The sequence below is a fragment of the Microbulbifer maximicatervae (SeqCode) genome, from assembly GCF_052468155.1.
The window spans coordinates 2,842,071-2,861,575 of sequence record NZ_CP174335.1 but is presented as its reverse complement, the minus strand read 5'-3'; the positions used below and the strand labels follow the sequence as shown (position 1 = coordinate 2,861,575).

General features: G+C 50.6%; 17 protein-coding genes. 1 reads left to right on the top strand and 16 read right to left on the bottom strand.

Features of this window, described 5'->3' with window-relative positions; all coding sequences use genetic code 11:
• Positions 1-54: 54 nt before the first annotated feature.
• The 9 genes from ACJJIY_RS12440 to cysM form a co-directional block, all read right to left on the bottom strand.
• Complete coding sequence (locus ACJJIY_RS12440; protein ID WP_445358013.1) at positions 55-936, bottom strand: NAD(P)-dependent oxidoreductase; 882 nt, start codon at positions 934-936, stop codon at positions 55-57.
• 5 nt (positions 937-941) lie between these two features.
• Positions 942-1,739: an undecaprenyl-diphosphate phosphatase gene (locus ACJJIY_RS12435; protein ID WP_282931976.1), complete on the bottom strand. Its 798-nt coding sequence runs from the start codon at positions 1,737-1,739 to the stop codon at positions 942-944.
• 6 nt (positions 1,740-1,745) lie between these two features.
• On the bottom strand, positions 1,746-2,444 hold the full coding sequence (gene tsaB, locus ACJJIY_RS12430) for a tRNA (adenosine(37)-N6)-threonylcarbamoyltransferase complex dimerization subunit type 1 TsaB (RefSeq protein ID WP_445358012.1): 699 nt from the start codon (positions 2,442-2,444) through the stop codon (positions 1,746-1,748).
• Positions 2,445-2,604: 160 nt separating this feature from the next.
• Positions 2,605-3,402: a hypothetical protein gene (locus ACJJIY_RS12425; protein ID WP_444897997.1), complete on the bottom strand. Its 798-nt coding sequence runs from the start codon at positions 3,400-3,402 to the stop codon at positions 2,605-2,607.
• Positions 3,403-3,668: 266 nt separating this feature from the next.
• Entirely contained in the window at positions 3,669-4,667 is a 999-nt protein-coding gene (hemH, locus tag ACJJIY_RS12420) for a ferrochelatase (protein ID WP_444897998.1), read from the bottom strand.
• A gap of 169 nt (positions 4,668-4,836) precedes the next feature.
• A complete protein-coding gene (adk, locus tag ACJJIY_RS12415; protein WP_282931972.1) occupies positions 4,837-5,490 on the bottom strand; it encodes an adenylate kinase in 654 nt (217 codons plus the stop codon).
• A gap of 176 nt (positions 5,491-5,666) precedes the next feature.
• The gene (mazG, locus tag ACJJIY_RS12410; protein ID WP_444897999.1) at positions 5,667-6,494 is read right to left on the bottom strand and encodes a nucleoside triphosphate pyrophosphohydrolase; all 828 of its coding nucleotides are present in this window, start codon (positions 6,492-6,494) and stop codon (positions 5,667-5,669) included.
• A gap of 19 nt (positions 6,495-6,513) precedes the next feature.
• Positions 6,514-8,760 carry a GTP diphosphokinase gene (relA, locus tag ACJJIY_RS12405; protein ID WP_444898000.1) on the bottom strand — a complete coding sequence of 749 codons (2,247 nt, stop codon included), beginning with the start codon at positions 8,758-8,760 and terminating at the stop codon, positions 6,514-6,516.
• Positions 8,761-9,399: 639 nt separating this feature from the next.
• Positions 9,400-10,296, bottom strand: a complete 897-nt coding sequence (cysM, locus tag ACJJIY_RS12400; protein ID WP_444898001.1) for a cysteine synthase CysM — start codon at positions 10,294-10,296, stop codon at positions 9,400-9,402.
• A 298-nt stretch (positions 10,297-10,594) separates the two neighbouring features.
• Here cysM and ACJJIY_RS12395 point away from each other — a divergent pair, with 298 nt between their 5' ends.
• Positions 10,595-13,426 (top strand): response regulator, encoded by a 2,832-nt coding sequence (locus ACJJIY_RS12395; RefSeq protein ID WP_444898002.1) that lies wholly within the window; start codon positions 10,595-10,597, stop codon positions 13,424-13,426.
• Here the strand turns inward: ACJJIY_RS12395 and acpS are convergent.
• The 7 genes from acpS to lepA all read right to left on the bottom strand — a co-directional run bounded on the left by acpS (position 13,423) and on the right by lepA (position 19,398).
• The gene (gene acpS / locus ACJJIY_RS12390; RefSeq protein ID WP_444898003.1) at positions 13,423-13,809 is read right to left on the bottom strand and encodes a holo-ACP synthase; all 387 of its coding nucleotides are present in this window, start codon (positions 13,807-13,809) and stop codon (positions 13,423-13,425) included. The two genes, ACJJIY_RS12395 and acpS, sit on opposite strands and share 4 nt — an antisense overlap.
• A complete protein-coding gene (gene recO / locus ACJJIY_RS12385) occupies positions 13,806-14,492 on the bottom strand; it encodes a DNA repair protein RecO (protein WP_444898004.1) in 687 nt (228 codons plus the stop codon). The genes acpS and recO overlap by 4 nt, the downstream gene beginning before the upstream one ends.
• Positions 14,493-14,584: 92 nt before the next feature.
• Positions 14,585-15,484: a GTPase Era gene (gene era, locus ACJJIY_RS12380; protein WP_282931965.1), complete on the bottom strand. Its 900-nt coding sequence runs from the start codon at positions 15,482-15,484 to the stop codon at positions 14,585-14,587.
• A gap of 123 nt (positions 15,485-15,607) precedes the next feature.
• Positions 15,608-16,288, bottom strand: a complete 681-nt coding sequence (gene rnc / locus ACJJIY_RS12375; RefSeq protein ID WP_444898005.1) for a ribonuclease III — start codon at positions 16,286-16,288, stop codon at positions 15,608-15,610.
• Complete coding sequence (locus tag ACJJIY_RS12370) at positions 16,281-16,721, bottom strand: DUF4845 domain-containing protein (RefSeq protein ID WP_445354702.1); 441 nt, start codon at positions 16,719-16,721, stop codon at positions 16,281-16,283. Before ACJJIY_RS12370 ends, rnc begins: the two co-directional genes overlap by 8 nt.
• 53 nt (positions 16,722-16,774) lie before the next feature.
• Positions 16,775-17,542, bottom strand: a complete 768-nt coding sequence (gene lepB, locus ACJJIY_RS12365) for a signal peptidase I (protein WP_413662745.1) — start codon at positions 17,540-17,542, stop codon at positions 16,775-16,777.
• Between the two features lie 50 nt (positions 17,543-17,592).
• A complete protein-coding gene (gene lepA, locus ACJJIY_RS12360; protein WP_413662746.1) occupies positions 17,593-19,398 on the bottom strand; it encodes a translation elongation factor 4 in 1,806 nt (601 codons plus the stop codon).
• Positions 19,399-19,505: the final 107 nt, after the last annotated feature.

The window sequence follows — 19,505 nt, the reverse complement described above, 5'->3', positions numbered from 1 at the left end:
AGAAGAAGCGGCACCGGGATCAAACTCAACCCCGGTAGCTATTGATTGGAGGGATTAATCGAAAGAGCGCACATTCATTAATCGTGCAAACAAGCTGGAAGTATCCCAACGAGCACCACCAATAGCTTGTACCTCACTATAAAACTGATCTACCAGGGCAGTTACGGGCAGTAAAGCTCCGTTATGTTGTGCCTCTTGAAGGACGATAGCCAAATCCTTACGCATCCAATCCACAGCAAAACCGTGGTCATACTCACCTGCTAACATAGTTTTTGAGCGGTTTTCCATTTGCCAGCTCTGTGCCGCCCCCTTGGATATCACATTGACAACCTGCTCTCCATCGAGGCCAGCTGCCTTGGCAAAATGTAAACCTTCAGCAAGCCCCTGAACGACACCCGCGATACAAATTTGATTGACCATTTTACACAGCTGGCCGCTACCTACTGGCCCCATCAGGTTGCTCGCCCGCGCATAACAGTCGATAAGAGGTTGCACCTTATCAAAGTCTGCCTTATCTCCCCCAAACATAACCGTTAAAGCACCATTCTCAGCACCGGCCTGGCCTCCAGAGACAGGTGCATCCAGAAAACCGATTCCCTTTTCGCTAGCTGCAACTGCCAATTCCCGGGCAACATCGGCAGAGGCTGTTGTATGATCTACAAACAAAGCCCCGTCACCCATACTCGTGAATGCCCCCTGCTCTCCTGTCACCACTTGGCGGAGATCGTTGTCATTGCCTACACAGGCAAAAACAACCTCCGCGCCCTTTGCGGCTTCAGCGGGCGTTACAAAGCTCTCTCCATCATATTCTTGTAGCCATTGATCCGCACGGCTAACAGTGCGATTGTAAATTCGCACCATGTGGCCAGCATTAGAAAGATGCCCCGCCATGGGATATCCCATCACCCCCAAGCCAATAAATGCAACTGTTGCCATTTCCTCTACCCCCATACCATCCAAATAAGTATTACACCGAGAACCAAGCGATAAATCGCGAATGGAGCCATCCCAATGCGGCTAATAAATTGAAGGAAAAAATGAATACACAAATAAGCACTAATACAAGATAAAACGGTACCAAGCAGCAAGTCATTCCATGGAACACTTTCCAGCGCAAGTAATTCAATTGTTAACAAAATAGCGCTGAGGGCAATAACAGGAATGGACATCAGGAACGAAAAGCGCGCTGCAGCCTCTCTCTTCATGCCAAGCATCAAACCAGCAGTCATTGTGATACCAGAGCGGGAGGTGCCAGGGATCAGGGCCAACACCTGTGATAAGCCAATCAGAAGTGCTTTTTTCCAATTTAACTGGGCTAGAGATTCGACCCTGCGCCCCTTTGCATCAGCCCACCAGAGTAAAATACCAAAGCCAATAGTCGTAGCAGCGATAACACCGGCTGAACGCAGGTGAGTTTCTATGAACCCTTTAAATACCAGGCCTATCAGTCCCACAGGTATAGTAGCGAGAACAATCAACCAGGCCAGCCGCCCCTCATCGGTAAATTGTTTATCCGTAAATCCTCCTAGACCATCCCTAATCAGCACCCAAATATCTTTGCGGAAATAGAATACTACTGCCAGTAAAGAGCCAAAATGAACAGCGACATCGAAGGCCAGCCCCTGGTCCTGCCAGCCCAATACCTCAGAAGGTAAAATCAAGTGCGCGGAACTGGAGATGGGCAGAAACTCTGTCAGCCCCTGTATCAGGGCCAAAATTACAATCTGAAATGTTTCCATGTGTTATTAAGATCGGATTTTTTGTCTTTTCTTCCAAGTCACTTCATTGCGCAAATAAACAGGCTCAAGCTCTTCAGCGGTCACTGTATGACCCTGCTCCCATAGTGGTACTGCCAACTGCGCTATATCCCGAGCCTGAATGAGGCTGGCTTGATCAACGGCAGCCAATGACGCCCCTTCAAAAGCCTCATAATGTAATCCCGGACCCGCCCCATAAATCGGAGTACAAATCTCCGATTTCTCTAAAGACAGCAGAACCTCCTCCGGGTTCTGTACCGCCTCCGGGATCAAGCTATCGCAGGGAGAGTCACTGGAGTAAACCCCCCAATATACTTGTTGCATGCGAGCATCCAGCATTGCCACGATGGGTGACTGTCCCCAGTCCGGATGCGATCGCCGAGCTCCAAGCGCTAGGGCTGCGAGGCTGGAAACCGGAACCACCGGTAGATCTGCAGCATAAGCCAACCCCTGCACACTACTAATTGCTATACGGAGACCAGTAAATGACCCCGGCCCGCGGCTGACAGCAAGAGCATCCAGGCCTGCCAGCTTTATGCCGGCTTCTGCGAGAACGTCATCCACCATTGGCAAAAGGCGACGAGTGTGATCGCGCTCTGCCTGTACAAAACGCTCAATCAGCTGGCCATCAGATATGAGAGCAACAGAACAGGCGCCCGACGTTGTATCCAGGGCAAGTATTTTCACAGCGTTCTTAATCCTGGTCATAAAAAAGGGAGGGAATTGTGGCACGGGAGCGGAGGGGAGTCATGCCCAATATCGCAACCCGCAACTAAAAAACCCCGGACTAACCGGGGTTTATGAGGAGCCTGCCAAAGTTCACATCGTTGAGCCCATATATATGACCCTAGGCGGCCTTTTTCGGTGGCCGACCTCGACGGGCAGCACCAGCCTTCGGTGGACGGCCGCGACGGGCTGGAGCCTTCTTAGCAGCTGCTGTCGCAGTCGCTTTCTTGGGTCGTCCGACTCTTTTTGCTGGCTTAGCCGCTGAAGTTGCCTTCTTTGGACGGCCGGCTTTTTTCGCCGTCGCTGTAGCGGCCTTCTTGGGGCGTCCGGGCTTTTTCGCTGCTGTGGCCTTGGCTGCAGGTTTCTTCTTGGCCTTTTGAGTTTCGGCTTTTAATTTGGCTTTAGCCTTCTTCTCTAACTCTTTAACTTTAGCGGCAGCTTTCTTTGCAGCTGCTTTAACCTTAGCTTCAGCCTTCTTCTCAGCAGCCTTCAATTTCTTGGCATGAGCCTTTTCTTTGGTTTTTACCCAGCGTGTTTCAAATGCCTTAAGTGCGGCAGCTAACTCTTTATCTGCTTTGCTGGAGAGGCTCTTAGAGAGACTTTCCACCTTTTCTTTTGCAGCAGCTTCAGCCATATGTACGGCATCCATAGCCTTAGCTTTGGCAAGATCCATCTTTGCTGCTGCCAGCTTGGCGCGCAAATCCTTTGCCTTACTATTGGCACTGGCCAGCGAAGTTTTCGCTGTTGCCGCATTACTTTTCTGCGCTCGAGCCTTAGCCTTAGCAACACGGTCCATTTGCGCATCCAGCGATTTGGTCGCTGAATCTACCGCCTTCTGCGCTTTCACGACCGCTGGCGACGCTGCGGTCGCACTAGTTGCTCGTTTCGCGCGTGTACCTTTTTTTACTACTCTTGCCATCCCTTGTCTCCTCACTGAAAGAAGAAGTACATCCAAAAGTGTGCCGGCAGCATTGCCTTTTAGCTATCGAATAAAAACTGGAATCGGCCGTTTTTATTACTTATGCAGAGCGCCGCACCGCCTATTTCGATACAACTTTATCAAAGTTAATAAAAATACCCGGCATTGCAAGTAAAAAAGCGAAAAATGAGAAACTTTTTATAAAAAAAGTATATTTTTCTTATCAATTTTCACTTTTGGGTCCCGTTTTAGCACTTTGGTAGAAATTATTTTGTCCCATTGAGCTTAGTTTGCACAATTCCCGCAAGCGCCTCTATATGATCCTCACGTAAATTTAATGCGGGAATATATCGGTAGTCACTGCCCCCAGCATCAATAAAATTAGCGCGATTCTCTACCGAAATTTCTTCCAATGTTTCCAGGCAATCCGCAGAAAAAGCCGGGCAAATTACATCGACACTACTAACTCCTGTTTTACCCCATTCAATAAGAGTCTTATCGGTGTATGGCTGCAACCACTCTGCCTTACCAAAGCGCGACTGAAATGTGACTTGCCACTTATCCTCACTGATTTCTAGTTCATCCGCTAATAACCGTGCGGTTTCCATGCAATGGCGATAATAGGGGTCCCCCTTATCAACATTGGCTTTTGGGATACCGTGAAATGAAAGTAACAATTTTTCCGCTGGCCCTGCTTTTTCCCAGTGTTCTTTTACTGAATTGGCCAGGGATTTTATGTAGAGGGGATTTTGGTAATAATCTCGAATCAGAGAAATATCCGGAATATCGCGACTATTGCGAAAAATTTGCGCCACCTGATCATAAATTGCTGCAGTTGTGGTAGCCGAATATTGGGGATATAGGGGAAGCACTATAAAAGACTCAAAACCTTTCTTGCGCAGAGTTTCTATGGTGTTGTCGAGGCGGGGCTCACCATAAGTCATGGCATATTCAACAGCGACATCGCAACCTTTTACTTTTAAACGCTGCTGCAACAGCTCTGCTTGCTTCTGCGTATAGTAGAGAAGCGGCGATCCTTCCACTTTTGTTTCATCTGCACTGCTATTCCATATTTCCGCATAGGCAGGGGCAATACGTTGTGGACGAAAAGGCAGTACCAAGCAGTTCAATATGGTCAGCCAGATTGGCCGCGGTATCTCGACAACCCTCGGATCTGAAAGGAATTCCCGCAAAAAACTTCTTACTCCTGTAGGTGTGGGCTCAGCTGGAGTACCTAAATTCATCAAAATTATTGCCGTAGACATAAACCGCCCCGTTAGAAATCTTATCCTTTCAAGAAATCCTGCCAGTTATCGGGCAGGGAAGAGCGCATACTGCCAGGCCAATACCGCCGTGATCAACTCGCTCTATATCACTTCTGGAGATACAAAAAAGCCCCCAAGTGGGGGCTTTTAAAAAATGTTAGCGATGATCTCAGCTGAGAGCTTCCAACACTTTCTCGCGAATCTCATCCATACCGCCAACACCCATTACCTTGCTGTACTTGGGAGCCGCTTCAGGAGAGCGTGCTTCCAGCTCGCGATAGAAGCCTACCAGCGGTGCCGTCTGCTCGTGATAAACCGCCAAACGGTTGCGAACAGTTTCTTCAGTATCATCTGTACGCTGGATCAGTGCCTCGCCAGTCACATCATCGACACCCTCAGCCTTGGGCGGGTTGTATACGATGTGATAGACGCGACCAGAGTTTTCATGAACCCGGCGGCCCGAGAGACGCTTTACGATTTCTTCATCGTCAACAGCGATCTCCAGAACATGATCGATATGTACATCGGCTTCCAGAAGGGCTTCAGCCTGGGGAATGGTGCGAGGGAAACCATCGAACAGGAACCCTTTAGCGCAGTCTTCCTGGGCAATGCGCTCTTTAACTAACGCAATGATCAGGTCGTCAGAAACCAATTTTCCCGCGTCCATAACATCCTTGGCCTGTAGGCCAAGAGGGGTACCCGCCTTCACCGCAGCGCGAAGCATATCGCCGGTGGAGATCTGCGGAATGCCGAACTTCTCTGTTATGAATTGAGCCTGAGTGCCCTTGCCGGCTCCCGGCGCGCCCAAGAGAATAATTCGCATGTTCAGTAAGCCTCCAATACTATCGACGAACCAAAAGCCGCCGCGCTAAAAGAGCGCTACCTTACACTCACACCTCAGATTGGGCAAGATTGCTACCGATACCCCCACAATCCATACAAACCACAGAGTACTAAAAGGGGCTTAAAGCTCCGCTCTATGTAAGCCTGTTAAGATCCCTAGCTATCAGCACCGGGCTTCCGCTGAACTTTGGCCTTGTCCCAAAGTCTGTCCAGTTCCTCCAGCGTTGCCTCTGATACTTGCCGACCTTCACTGTGTAAACTGGACTCAACATAACCAAAACGCCGCTCAAATTTCCTGCTACACCCCCGCAAAGCTGCCTCAGGATCAACCTTCAGGTGGCGGGATGCATTCACACAAGAGAAAAGCAGATCCCCCAGCTCCTCCTTTGCATGCTCCGTATCCCCATTTGTCACGGCCTCCCGCAACTCTGCAACCTCTTCCTCAATCTTATCGAGGACACCATCAATATTGGGCCAGTCAAAACCGACACGGGAGGCGCGCTTCTGTAATTTGGCCGCACGCGTCAAAGCCGGAAGACCCACAGCTACTCCTGCCAGGGTTCCTGCATCCCCTTTGGCAGTGCGTTCGGCCTCTTTAATCGCCTCCCAATTCCTCTTTACTTCAGCTTCATCAAGAGCTTCGGCAGAGCGGTCGCCGTAGAGGGTTCCACTTGGAAAGACATGGGGATGCCTGCGCACTAGTTTGCGTACCAAAGTGTCAACAATCTGGGGGAAATCAAAGTGGTCTTTCTCACGCCCTAACTGGGCATAAAAAATGACTTGGAAGAGCAGATCTCCAAGCTCTTCGTGCAGGTGCTCAAAGTCTTCCTGCTCAATAGCCTCTGCTACCTCATAGGCCTCTTCAATCGTAGAGGGGACAATACTGGCAAAGTCCTGTTTCAGGTCCCAAGGGCAACCGCCCTCAGGGCTGCGAAGCTGAGCCATCAAGTGGAGGAGGTCCTCCACAGAGTAATTCTTTTCCACGTTATTCCTTACTCAACGTTCAGCGCAGAATTCGCCGCTTTGCCGCTGCCACATTGGGCAGTTGATTGATCCGATGTAAAACTTGGCTCAACTCTTCAAAGTTGTGGATCTCAGCAGTCACGATCATTTCTACCGTATGCTTGTTCTTATTAGAGCGGGTTTGCATAGCGGTAATATTAATTTTCTGACTGTCCAGCATCACCGTGACATCCCGCAACAGGCCCTGGCGATCGTAGGCTTCGATCATAATTTCAACGGCGTAAAGTTCGCGGGGTTTTTCCGCCCAACTTACCTGGAGTACCCTTTCAGACTCCTCAACCTGCATACGCAGCATATTTGCGCAGTCTTTACGATGTATAGAAACCCCGCGCCCAAGGGTGATATACCCCATAATTTCATCGCCTGGAACGGGGTTACAACAGCCGGCAATGTGGGTGAGCAAATTACCCACTCCGTCGATATAGACATCTGCCTTGCCTTCTCCCCGGGCAACTGGAGCCGTCAGCGATGGTACCCGAGGCACATTGTCGACCTTCACCATTCGCTGGGCTGCGTTGAGAACCTGACCCACGCCTATATCACCGGCACCCACTGCCGCATAGAGGTCCTCTAGGGAATGCATGTTGAGCTTGGCTGCCAACTTATCGAAATCGAAATCACTCAGCGCCAGCTGCTTAAATTCCCGGTCGAGAATACTGCGGCCATCGGCGATATTCTGATCCCGAGCCTGCTGCTTAAACCAGTGAATAATCTTGGCTCGGGCACGGGAGGTAGTGATATAGGCCATGCCCGAAGAGAGCCAATCGCGACTCGGCGCTTCGAGTTTTCCTGTGAGGATTTCAACCTGATTGGCTGTCTCCAACCGGTGGTTGAGCGGCACGATTCGGCCATCTACTTTAGCCCCGCGACAACGGTGACCAATTTCTGTATGGATCTTGTAGGCAAAATCTAATGGTGTTGCACCCCGAGGCAGGTCTACAACATGACCGCCGGGGGTAAATACATAAATACGTGAATCTGCCTCACTGGAGCGTAAATCATCTTGTAGTGGGTTACCTCCCACCTCTTCATGCCAGTCGAGCACCTGACGCAACCAGGATATTTTTTGCTCGTAGCTATCTTTACTCTCGCTCTTAAGATCAGTGCCCTTGTAACGCCAGTGAGCACAAACACCGTATTCCGCCTCTTCATGCATAGCAAAAGTTCGGATCTGAACCTCAAGCACCTTTCGCTCGGGGCCAATTACAGCCGTGTGCAGAGAGCGATAACCGTTTTCTTTGGGGGAGGCGATATAATCATCGAATTCATTCGGTATGTTGCGCCAGAGGTTGTGCACTATACCCAGAACCGCATAGCAATCCCTTACTGTTGGGACAAGAATACGCACTGCGCGAATATCATAAACCTGGGAGAAGCCGATATTTTTCCGGCGCATTTTCCGCCAGATACTATAGATATGCTTTGCTCGCCCGTAGACATCACCTTCAATATGGGCGCGCTCGAGTTCAGAGCGCAATAGCTCCAATACCTCATCAATATACTGCTGCCGAGCCAGTCTTTTCTCATCCAGCAAGCGAGCAATCTGCTTGTAATCTTCCGGCTCAAGATAGCGAAATGATAGGTCTTCCAATTCCCATTTGATATGACCAATTCCCAGGCGATGGGCAAGGGGTGCATAAACATCGGCCACTTCACGAGCAACTCTCTGGCGTTTAGCCGGCTCTGAGTTTTTTGCAGCACGAATGGCACAGGTGCGCTCAGCGAGTTTGATCAAAGCGACTCGCACGTCGTCGACCAATGCCACCAGCATACGCCGGATATTCTCTGAATGTTCCTCTACCGCACCACTCGGGCTCTCTTCTCCGGTATCTGCGCTGCGACTGCGAATCGCAGCCATACGCAAAACACCACGAATCAACTTGGCAACTCGCTCACCAAATTCTTTTTCCACAGCTTGCAGTGGCAGGCGTTTTTCACGTACGGCACGGTACAGCACCGCCGCGACAAGTGCTTCTGAGTCTATTTGTAAGTCGGCGAGAATCTCAGCCATCTCAAGGCCTGAGGCAAAACTGCTAGCGCCCTCAGCCCAGATATTTTCCGCCTCAATTGCGCGCTGTTCTGCTTCGGCACTCACCTCAGCTGCGCGCCGCAAAGTTACTATCGCAGAACCATCCAGGCCCGCGAGCTTCTGTACATGGCGCAACCAGGATTCAAGGTCGAGTTCACCTTCTCCACCAAAGGAATGATGCTTTCTTACTTGAACCATCTTTTAACAAGAGTCATTTGTGTTATTGGCATAATTTTGTCGTTACCTGGCTTAGCAGCACATTTACTCAGTGCTCATGCTGGATTAAGCGCTTCTCTATCATAGGTTTGAACTCACCAAAGTCCATGATTTTCTGTATACATTTCAATAAGCTGCGCGAAATTCAGCAGTTTTTCGTACCAATTTGAGTGGGAAGGTATAAGTCTTGTCCAGCTTGTTGACCTTTTAACCAACAGTAAACCTGCAAAACCAATGCCTATAGAAAACTAAAATTGTGATATTGGGGAATATCGAGAGAAGTGAACAGGTTGCATTTGTTACTTAAAAGTGAATTTCTCCACCTCTACATGAACACAAAACAAGGCTTTACCGAACTTTACAAACTATCAGTTTTTTTGTATTTACCGGCTTAGTTATTGCTTTTTTAACTGGCAATGCACATATAGCAGGAGGATTAGAGGCTCCCCCCAAAAAAAGGGGCAAGAGAGATGATTGTAGATTGATTGGCGAATCACTTTACAAAGCTGCGAATCTCACAAAGTTTTTGCTAGTAGATATCAGGCACAATGCTGGAGTTAAAGCACTTTATTTCCAGCATTGATCAATAAAATAAGATAAATTAGAGAATAAAAGTAAGAACTATTTTGGGGAGGCAAAAAGTCCTGAAGATAAATAACGATCTCCACGATCACAGACAATTGCAACAATCGTCGCATTTTCTAGCTGCGCAGACAGCCTTAAAGCACCGGCTACCGCCCCTCCAGAGGAAACGCCACAAAAAATACCCTCTTCCTTCGCTAGCCTGCGAGTCATATCCTCAGCTTCTCGCTGGTCCATATCCATGACCATATCCACTTGCTCAGGAACAAAAATCTTAGGTAAGTATGCCTCCGGCCAACGGCGAATCCCCGGAATACTGGAGCCTTCAGTTGGCTGCAATCCAACGATTTGAATATCGGGATTTTGCTCCTTCAAGTAACGCCCGCATCCCATAATGGTACCGGTTGTACCCATTGAGGAGACAAAGTGAGTCACCGTTCCAGAGGTCTGCTGCCAAATCTCCGGACCGGTTCCCTCATAGTGAGCCAGGGGATTATCGCTATTGGCAAACTGGTTCAGTACCAATCCTTTTTTATCCTCTTGCATTTGCAAAGCTAAGTCCCGCGCACCCTCCATACCTTCTTCAGCGCTAACCAATATCAACTCAGCGCCATAAGCTGTCATTGAAGCCTTGCGCTCCTCGGTAGCACTGTCGGGCATAATCAATATCATTTGATAGCCCTTAATCGCTGCAGCCATTGCCAGGGCAATTCCCGTATTACCGCTGGTCGCTTCAATCAGGGTATCTCCTGGAGAAATATATCCTGCAGCTTCCGCATGGTTGATCATTGAAAGTGCCGGGCGGTCTTTTACCGAACCCGCAGGGTTATTGCCTTCCAGCTTGAGCAAAACAGTATTACTGGTATCACCTGGCAGGCGCTGTAGTTTAATCAGCGGGGTATTGCCTACGCAGTCAGCAATTGTTGGATAATCCATAATGCAATAAATTCCAGAAAAATCTCGCGGGGTCCAAGTGTACAGCAAGCGGTACTATGCACTAAATACCGTCTACTTTGGTCTACTCCCTACCCAGGTTATTAAGGGAGATATACCTGAAGCGGTATTATTCAGATGGCTATGCCGCGCTATCTAATCTTGGCAAAGTGAATCTTTGAGCCTCTAAAACGCGCATATTGTGACAAAAAAGAAGCGTTTTCTGATAAGTGAATGAGTGCGCTCAGATGTACATAACGGTAAAATGAGGGAAAAATAATCGTACAAGGCCCCTCTTAACATGGCCCCAGGCAACCCTATTCTCTCAATCGAGGAACCAGAGCAACCTCGATCCTTACGAACCCTGGTATTTCGCCTTACTGTAGCACCCGCACTAATTCTGTCCTTGCTCCTCGCTCTCGTTTTCACCCTGCAGCAAATGCACGATCGTCGCCAATTACTATTAAGCCACGGTCGAGCCAGCGCCGAACAGCTAGCTGAACTAATTGAGATGAGCGGGGGCCATCCAGCTGAACTTAGAATGGAATGGCTGCGTAAAAGTTTGCTGGCGCTAATGCTGGAAAAAGATATGGTCAGATCTGTTCATGTCTACTCCACCGAACCCAGCCCCAAGCTAGCCCTCAACCCCAGCACCGGACTCAGCTTGCTGGCCAGTGTCGGGCCGCGTCCACGCAGCCCCATTAGTAGGGACACCCTTAACAAGCGCGAACCCTTTATTTTTGAAGATGATGAGACCCTTCAGGTTTTACAGCCATTGAAAGGCGATATCACCACCTGCTGGATAAGTATTGAGCTACATCGCCCCTATTTCCTGGTGGGAACTTACCAAGTTTTACTCGTAGGTTTGGTGGGGTTGATTCTCTGTACCCTAGCCGCGCTGGCCTGGTCGGTCATCATGTCTGAGCGCTTTGCTCACAGCCTGATTAGAATGGGGCATACTCTGGAGGCGATTGGCAGAGGTGAGTTTGATCGACGCACCCATGAAACGGAGAATCGAGAACTCGCTCAACTGGGAAACCAAATTAACGAGATGGCTGAAAACCTGTCCAGTTACCAACAGGAATACAAAGCCAACTTGCTCCAGTCTATGGATGACCTGCGCCAATCCCTGGACAGTATGGAAGAACAAAATATTGAGCTGGACTTAGCACGTAAAAGGGCGCAGGAAGCAAGCAGGATTAAATCGACGTTCCTAGCCAATACCAGTCACGAGATTCGCACACCTTTAAATGGCATTATCGGTTTTACCAACCTGTTGTTAAAAACTGGAATTGATGAGCTACAGCAGGATTACCTGCAAACCATTTTACGTTCATCGGAAAACCTGTTGACTACCATCAACGACATCCTGGACTTTTCCCGCATTGAGTCCGGCAACCTGGTCCTTGACCATATCCCTATGGACCTTGGCTTACTACTTGAAGAGACCCTGCAAATACTGGCCCCAAACGCCTATGAGCACCATCTGGAACTGGTGCCCTTGATCGATTCTCAACTCCCTCCCACTTTAATCGGAGACCCGTTGCGAATTAAGCAAATACTTACAAACTTGATCGGTAACGCGGTGCGCAGCTCAGCAAATGGCAATATCCCTGTGCGCTTGTCAGTACATAGCATTAATAACTCAGAACTTGTACTCCGTATTTCGGTTACCGGCCTGGGTAACCGTCTTGACGAGGCTGGTCGCCGTGAAATCGAGAACATCCTCACTAGCAAGTCCCCACAGCTCACCCAACAAATCAGCGCAAATGGTTTAGGGATGTCTATAGCCCGCAGCCTAGTCGAGAGAATGAGCGGCTGCACAGGTATTGAAGAAACAGCCAATGACGGCAACACCTGTTGGGTGCAAATTTCCCTCCAGGCTGAACGTAATCGAGGCATGTATCCGCGTATTCAATATCCTGGCTGCCGAATTTTACTTGCAGACCCCAACCCAGTTACACGGACCCAGGTAGCCCAGCTACTCAGCCAATGGCAAGTGGAGCCCATAGAACTCGGCGATACCGATACTCTGCAACCGGCAATCGAGCAAATGTGGCGGCACGATGCCCTACCGGATGCGGTTATTATCGATACAGCTACTGCCAAAGGTGATTTTGATAATTTCAGTAGCAAAGTGCAGTCGCTGGTTGATACCTATCAGTGCCGCGTGATCGTTCTGGGCCCACCCGCTGAATTGCGTCGCTGCTACGACCAACTGCGCACCCGCACTCTCACTTTCCTTAGCAAACCCGTCACCCGAGACAATTTGCTGCGATCCCTGAAACGAGCAGTACCACAGCAGGGGCAACAGCGGGTTAATGGCGGGGTACAGGCGCTACCGTGGCCTGCACCACCGCGTGTGTTGGCAGTGGATGACCACGCGGCAAACCGCCGACTGGTTGGCGAACTTCTGCGAGCACAAGATGTAGAAGTCGTTATTGCAGCAAGCGGCGAAGAAGCTCTACAGCTCTGGCAGCAGGGAGCTTTCGACCTGGTATTTATGGATATTCAAATGCCCGAGATGGATGGTATCGAAGCTACACGTCTGATTCGTGAGCAGGAGACCGGCCGCCGTACTCCAATCATTGCCCTCACCGCCCACGCCGGCGCCGAAGAAAAAGCACGCCTGCTGTCTGCGGGACTAGACGACTACTTAAGCAAGCCTGTTAGCGAGGCCCAGCTCTCCCATATGATCAAGCGCTGGCTTAAGATCATCACTCCCCAGGCCGCAGAAAAAGTGAAGATTGAGGAGATGCGCCTGGTAGACATTGGCGAATGCCTGGCCCTCGCCAACGGCGATGCCAAGCTGGCCAGGGACATGCTGCGCATGTTGATTGACGGTCTCAGTTCAGATGAGAGAGAACTGGAAAGGTTGTACAACCTTGGGGATTACAAGGGCATGTTCGAACTCACTCATCGCATGCACGGTGGCTGCTGCTATTGCGGAGTTTCACGCTTGAGAGAATCAACTTGCGTGTTACAAGAGGCATTGCGCACTATCCAAGGCTCCGATGCCCTAGCCTTTGACCAGCGCAAACTCAATGCTGTTCTCAGGGAGATCCGGGCCCTGCGCGAGTGGGCTTCTGAACAAGACTTGGATGCGCTCTTTGGCCTGGAGGTAGTTGCCTAGCAGGATTCAAACACGACAAATGCCAGGGCCGAGTCTTTTTCATCAGACAGGCTGAGGTGGATTCTGTCCACACCAAGTTTTTCGGCCCTCTCCTCAGCTGCGCCCGCCAGTACCACCTGCGGTGCAGCGCCCTTGCGGCGACGGACATCAATGTCTTGCCAGGAAACCCCCTCGCCAATCCCTGTGCCCAAGGCCTTGGCTACAGCCTCCTTCGCCGCAAATCGCTTGCACAGATATGCAGCGCGGATGGACTCAGCCATAGCATAAAAGTCCTTCCTTTCCGCACTGCTAAGAACACGCTCAACAAAGCGATCACCAAAGCGCTGCCACGCCACCTCAATACGGTCGTAGTTACAAATATCGGTGCCAATACTAACAATCATTTTTTTCCGTAAACCTGTCGAAAAAGCTCTCTGCTCTTCAAAGGCTTATCCCCCAATACTTTCCTCAACAATAAACGTGTAAGACGCTTTGCAGGTGCTAAAGCGTCACCTGACCAGCCACCCCCATTCATAGCGCTGTCCATCTCCAATAGTTCGGCACCTGAAAAAAAACACTCTCCCAGACTCTCATCTTTGGAGCGGTGAACAGGAATTAAACCCCACTCATCATCCAGGCGATAAACCCCATCTTCACTTACAGGGTCTCCTCGCGGGCCGCTAATATTGAGGGACGGGCAGGTACCGAGCTCCAGGAGCAGTTGTAACTCAAAGCGACGAAGCGGACCTTCCAGTTCAGCGTTGGAGAGTCCCTCCAGCTGAGACAGAGATTCCAGCAGGCTCTGATAAGCTGCAAACAGCGTGTAATGCGCCTCGCCCTCGGGAAGGAGCCTTACCATCAGTTCATTGGCATAAAGGCCCGCATAAACCGCTCGGCTCTTGAGCCATAGTGGTACACCAACATTTTCGACTGGACCGAGCGTTTTAAGTGAACCCGCTCCCATCAATGTGACAAGCAACGGGGTGAAAGGCTGCAACGCTTGTTGGCGGCGCTGCTTGTCACGGCGGGCCCCACGGGCGACACAGCCCAGCCGGCCGTAATCGGGAGTGAAAAGCTCCAGGATCAAACTGGAGTCTTTATAGGGCCGCGAATGGAGGATATATGCGGGTTGAGGCGGTTGAGGCGTTTTCATAGGTGCAGGGGAAATTGCCCTGATGATTACTCGTCTCTGTAACCGAGACTGCGCAGAGCCCGCTCATCATCAGACCAGCCAGATTTCACCTTCACCCACAAATTGAGCATTATCTTGCTATCAAACAAGCGCTCCATATCTTCTCTAGCCTGGCTGCCAATCTGTTTGATTCGCTCGCCCTTATTTCCAATGATGATACGTTTTTGGCCCGCCCGCTCAACCAAAATAGCAGCGCTGATATGCAAGACCTTACCCTCTTGGGCAAACTCCTCTACCTCCACAGTAACTTGGTAGGGAACCTCGGCACCCAATTGACGCATAATCTTTTCGCGAACAATTTCTGCTGCGAGAAAGCGCGAGCTGCGGTCAGTCACTTGATCTTCGGGGAAGAAATGCTGCCCCTCGGGCAAGTGCTTCAGAATTACCTCTTCCAAAGTATCCAGATTTACGTTGCGCAAGGCTGATATGGGAACAATTTCAGCTTTTGGATGCTCCTCAGCCAGGGCTTGTAGCTGGGGCAGTAGATCAGCTTTATCCTCGAGCTGATCCACCTTGTTCACGGCGATGATTAATGGGCATTTAATACCACGCAGCTTATCTGCCACCAACTGGTCTGCCTCACTCCAACGAGTGCGCTCTACAACAAACACCACTACATCCACGTCCCGCGCAGCACTGGCGGCAGCTCGGTTCATATAGCGGTTAATCGCTTTTTCTTGATCGGAGTGCAGACCCGGAGTATCGACAAAAATGATCTGGTTTGGACCTTCGGTTTTAATACCGAGCATATTGTGGCGGGTCGTCTGCGGCTTGCGCGAAGTAATCGCGAGTTTCTGCCCCAGCAGGTGGTTCAACAGTGTGGATTTTCCCACATTGGGGCGGCCGACAATCGCGACATAGCCACAGCGAGAAGGTTGTTCGCTCAAGAAATTTCTCCGAAAGAGTTGGAGGTCTCCGGGAAGCCCCGGAGCCAGAAGCGCCCCCAATGATACAAGGGGCTGTCATTACGATGCGGGAAATGGATCCGGCGCGTCGTTTCTATTGTAAGGTTAGTCCTGCCCGGTGAGGAGCTTATAAGCTTTCACCGCCGCAGTCTTTTCAGCATTACGGCGACTGCTGGCTTCGCCTTTTGCAGGCTGCGTAAGGCCACTGACACGGCACTCCACTACAAAATGCTGTGCGTGTTCAGCGCCAGAAACATCTACGACTTTATATTCCGGCAGAGGTTTTTTTCGAGCCTGTAGCCACTCCTGCAAGCGAGTTTTGGGATCCTTCACGGTCTCTAATGATAGGCCCTGCAAGCGCAATGCAAACCACTCAAGTACCCGGGCGCGCGCAGCCTCCAAACCGGCATCCAGATAGATGGCCCCAATAAGAGCCTCTACGGCATCGGCCAGAATCGATGCCCGACGAAAGCCGCCACTTTTCATTTCACCTTCACCGAGGCGCAGGCAATCGCCAATTTCCAACTCCCGCGCAAGTTTTGCCAGGGTTTCACCGCTAACCAATTGTGCCCTCAAGCGGCTCAACTGCCCCTCGCGCCCGTTGGGGAACTGCTCGTAAAGTGCCGCGCCGATAGTGAACCCGAGTATCGAGTCGCCGAGAAACTCCAGGCGCTCATTATTACGACTCCCGTGGGATCGGTGAGTAAGAGCCAACTCAAGCAGCTCGGCCTGATCAAAGTCATGGCCGAGGCGCTTGCAAAGGCGTTCCAATAAAAGATCAGTCACGTTTGCGGAATTGCTCCAGATCGATCAGCGCATCACAGCAAAGCTCCGGCTTCGCAGTGTCGAGCTGTTTATTAAACTTCATCACAACATCTACGTTGTATATCAGCGGCTGGCGCAGTTCGTAATTGATGCTCACAACAGAACCCTTTGCGCCGCGAACTACCTGTACAGATTTAGTAGGCTCTCCGCGCACATTGTTTACCAGGAAAAAACGGTTCAGCTCTTTTTTAATCTGACCCGTGGTCATATCTTCCAGGTTTGGATTTTGTCCCAGGGTTTTTAGCCCTTCGTTAACGTAACGAGCATCTAGGTAGGCCGGTGCCATCTTGGATACACAGGTCAAAGCAAATCCCAACATCGCGATAATCAGCAGCCAACCCCAGTAGCTCATACCGCGCTGCTGCTGCAGTGAAAGGTTGAGTTTACTACCCATAACTATGCCCTCTATCCTTTATATATAACCGGGCTAAGGCCCGGCTGGTTTCTTTATTGGATTGAGCCTACACGCTTAAAGCTGGGCAAACTGAGCAACTTGTCCCAGTGCATCCAAATGGCGAAAGCTTTGCCGACGATATCCTTCTCTGGGACAAAGCCCCACTCCCGGCTATCGAGGCTGTTATCGCGGTTATCGCCCATCATAAAATAATGCCCTTCCGGCACTACACCACTAAAGTTACTGTACTGCCGGGGGCGGACACTTTTCTGCATCTCGTGGCGATAGCCATCGAGATCTTCCCACATGACTTCTGTTTGCGGGTTACTTGGCGGGATAGCCCGGATCAATTCTTGGCGAGCCATCTCACCGTTGACATAGAGCACATTGTTCTTCAGCTCTATCTTGTCACCGGGTAACCCAATCACCCGCTTGATGTAGTAAGTATCGTTATTGTGGGGTGGAAAGAACACCATGACATCGCCGCGCTTGGGCTCACCCACATCCATTACCTTGGTTCGGGACACTGGCAAGCGCACACCGTAGGCATACTTGTTGACCAGAATAAAATCCCCGACTTCCAATGTTGGAATCATTGAACCTGAAGGAATCTGGAAGGGCTCGACAATAAAAGAGCGCAGAACAAATACGATCGCCAGAATCGGGAAGAAAGACTTCGCGTACTCGACAACGATCGGATCTTCTTGCTGGTCCCCGACATTCTTCTTGCGTTGACGGGCGAAAAACAGACTGTCAACTAACCAAATTCCGCCACTAATCACAACCAACCACAGCAGAATCAGAGGTAAATTTATATCCATTACTTTTCTCTACTATCCCTTATTTTTCGTCGTGGCGTAGGGCCGAAACCCTACTGATCCACCTTCAGTACCGCCAGGAATGCCTCCTGCGGCACTTCAACACGGCCCAACTGCTTCATTCTGCGCTTACCCGCTTTCTGCTTCTCCAGCAGCTTCTTCTTACGAGTAACATCACCACCGTAACATTTGGCCGTCACGTTTTTGCGCAGCGCCTTCACCGTGGTTCTCGAAACTACCTGACCACCAATAGCCGCCTGGATCGCCACATCAAACATCTGACGGGGAATCAGCTCTTTCATCTTTTCCGCCATTGCGCGGCCTTTCTGCTGCGCATTATCGCGGTGGACAATCAGCGCCAGAGCATCCACCCGGTCACCATTAATCAGGATATCCAGCCGCACCAACTTGGCCGCTTCAAAGCGGACAAAGCTGTAATCCAAAGAAGCAAAGCCGCGGCTTACGGATTTGAGACGGTCGAAGAAGTCCATAACCACTTCGCTCATCGGCAGTTCATAGCGCAGGGACACTTGTGAACCTACGTACTGCATGTCCTTTTGAATACCGCGTTTTTCCACACACAAAGTGATGACATTGCCCAAATACTCCTGAGGTACAAGAATATTCACCTCGGCAATCGGCTCCCTCATCTCTTCGATGGAGCCTACATCGGGTAAGCGCGATGGATTATCTACCATCACTATCTCACCGTCTGACTGCTCAACTTCATAAACCACGGTCGGCGCTGTGGTAATCAGATCCAGGTCGTATTCCCGCTCCAGACGCTCTTGGATAATTTCCATATGCAGCATGCCGAGGAAGCCACAACGGAAACCAAAGCCCAGCGCATCGGATGTTTCTGGCTCGTAGAACAGGGAGGCATCGTTCAGCGACAGCTTCTCCAGCGCATCCCGGAAAGCCTCATAATCATCTGAACTAACCGGGAACAAGCCTGCATAAACTTGGGGCTTAACCTTCTGGAAGCCCGGCAGCATATCAATATCATCGGCGCCCTTAGCATGGGTCAGTGTATCGCCCACAGGAGCGCCATGAATATCCTTGATCCCTGCCACCACAAAGCCCACTTCACCTGCGCGAAGTACACCGGTTTCGTGGCGCTTGGGTGTAAAGATTCCCACGCTGTCCACAACATGGGCACGACCGATAGATTTGGTGACAATCTTTTCTTTGGTTTTCAGGGTGCCCTGGACAACACGCACCAAGGAAACAACGCCCAGGTAGCTGTCAAACCATGAGTCGATAATCAGCGCCTGTAGAGGAGCATCGACATCGCCTTCAGGCGGTGGTACCAAGCGCACCAGATCTTCCAGTACATCCTCAACACCGAGGCCAGACTTAGCGCTGCAACGAGTCGCTTCGGCGGCATCGATACCGATAATATCTTCAATTTCTTCGGCAACCTTTTCAGGGTCTGCCTGGGGCAAGTCCATCTTGTTCAAGACAGGGATAACTTCCAACCCCTGTTCAATGGCTGTATAGCAGTTGGCAACCGATTGGGCCTCAACGCCCTGGGCGGCATCTACCACCAGTAGCGCGCCTTCACAAGCTGCCAGAGAACGGGACACCTCATAGGAGAAATCCACGTGTCCGGGGGTATCAATAAAGTTCAGTTGATAGGTCTTACCATCGCGCGCTTCATAGTCGAGCGTCACACTCTGCGCCTTGATGGTAATCCCACGCTCGCGCTCGAGCTCCATGCTGTCCAGCACCTGTTCAGCCATCTCCCGATCGGAGAGGCCACCACAGTCCTGGATAAAGCGGTCAGCCAGGGTAGATTTCCCGTGGTCGATATGGGCAATAATGGAGAAATTGCGGATATGAGAGAGATCTGTGGCCACTGCGGAATAAAAACCCTTGCAAAATCAAATGATTAGCTGGCTATAGTGCCAACTGTGTGGCGCAAGTCTAACAGAACTCATGGACAGAGGTGAGAGCTAGGTGGCCC

Coding starts and splice junctions, on each gene's coding strand:
- ACJJIY_RS12370 (WP_445354702.1), bottom strand. CDS start 16,721: ATGGGTAGTAAACTCAACCTTTCACTGCAGCAGCAGCGCGGTATGAGC.
- adk (WP_282931972.1), bottom strand. CDS start 5,490: ATGCGAATTATTCTCTTGGGCGCGCCGGGAGCCGGCAAGGGCACTCAG.
- cysM (WP_444898001.1), bottom strand. CDS start 10,296: ATGGATTATCCAACAATTGCTGACTGCGTAGGCAATACCCCGCTGATT.
- ACJJIY_RS12440 (WP_445358013.1), bottom strand. CDS start 936: ATGGCAACAGTTGCATTTATTGGCTTGGGGGTGATGGGATATCCCATG.
- ACJJIY_RS12435 (WP_282931976.1), bottom strand. CDS start 1,739: ATGGAAACATTTCAGATTGTAATTTTGGCCCTGATACAGGGGCTGACA.
- relA (WP_444898000.1), bottom strand. CDS start 8,760: ATGGTTCAAGTAAGAAAGCATCATTCCTTTGGTGGAGAAGGTGAACTC.
- hemH (WP_444897998.1), bottom strand. CDS start 4,667: ATGTCTACGGCAATAATTTTGATGAATTTAGGTACTCCAGCTGAGCCC.
- ACJJIY_RS12395 (WP_444898002.1), top strand. CDS start 10,595: ATGGCCCCAGGCAACCCTATTCTCTCAATCGAGGAACCAGAGCAACCT.
- ACJJIY_RS12425 (WP_444897997.1), bottom strand. CDS start 3,402: ATGGCAAGAGTAGTAAAAAAAGGTACACGCGCGAAACGAGCAACTAGT.
- acpS (WP_444898003.1), bottom strand. CDS start 13,809: ATGATTGTTAGTATTGGCACCGATATTTGTAACTACGACCGTATTGAG.
- lepB (WP_413662745.1), bottom strand. CDS start 17,542: ATGGATATAAATTTACCTCTGATTCTGCTGTGGTTGGTTGTGATTAGT.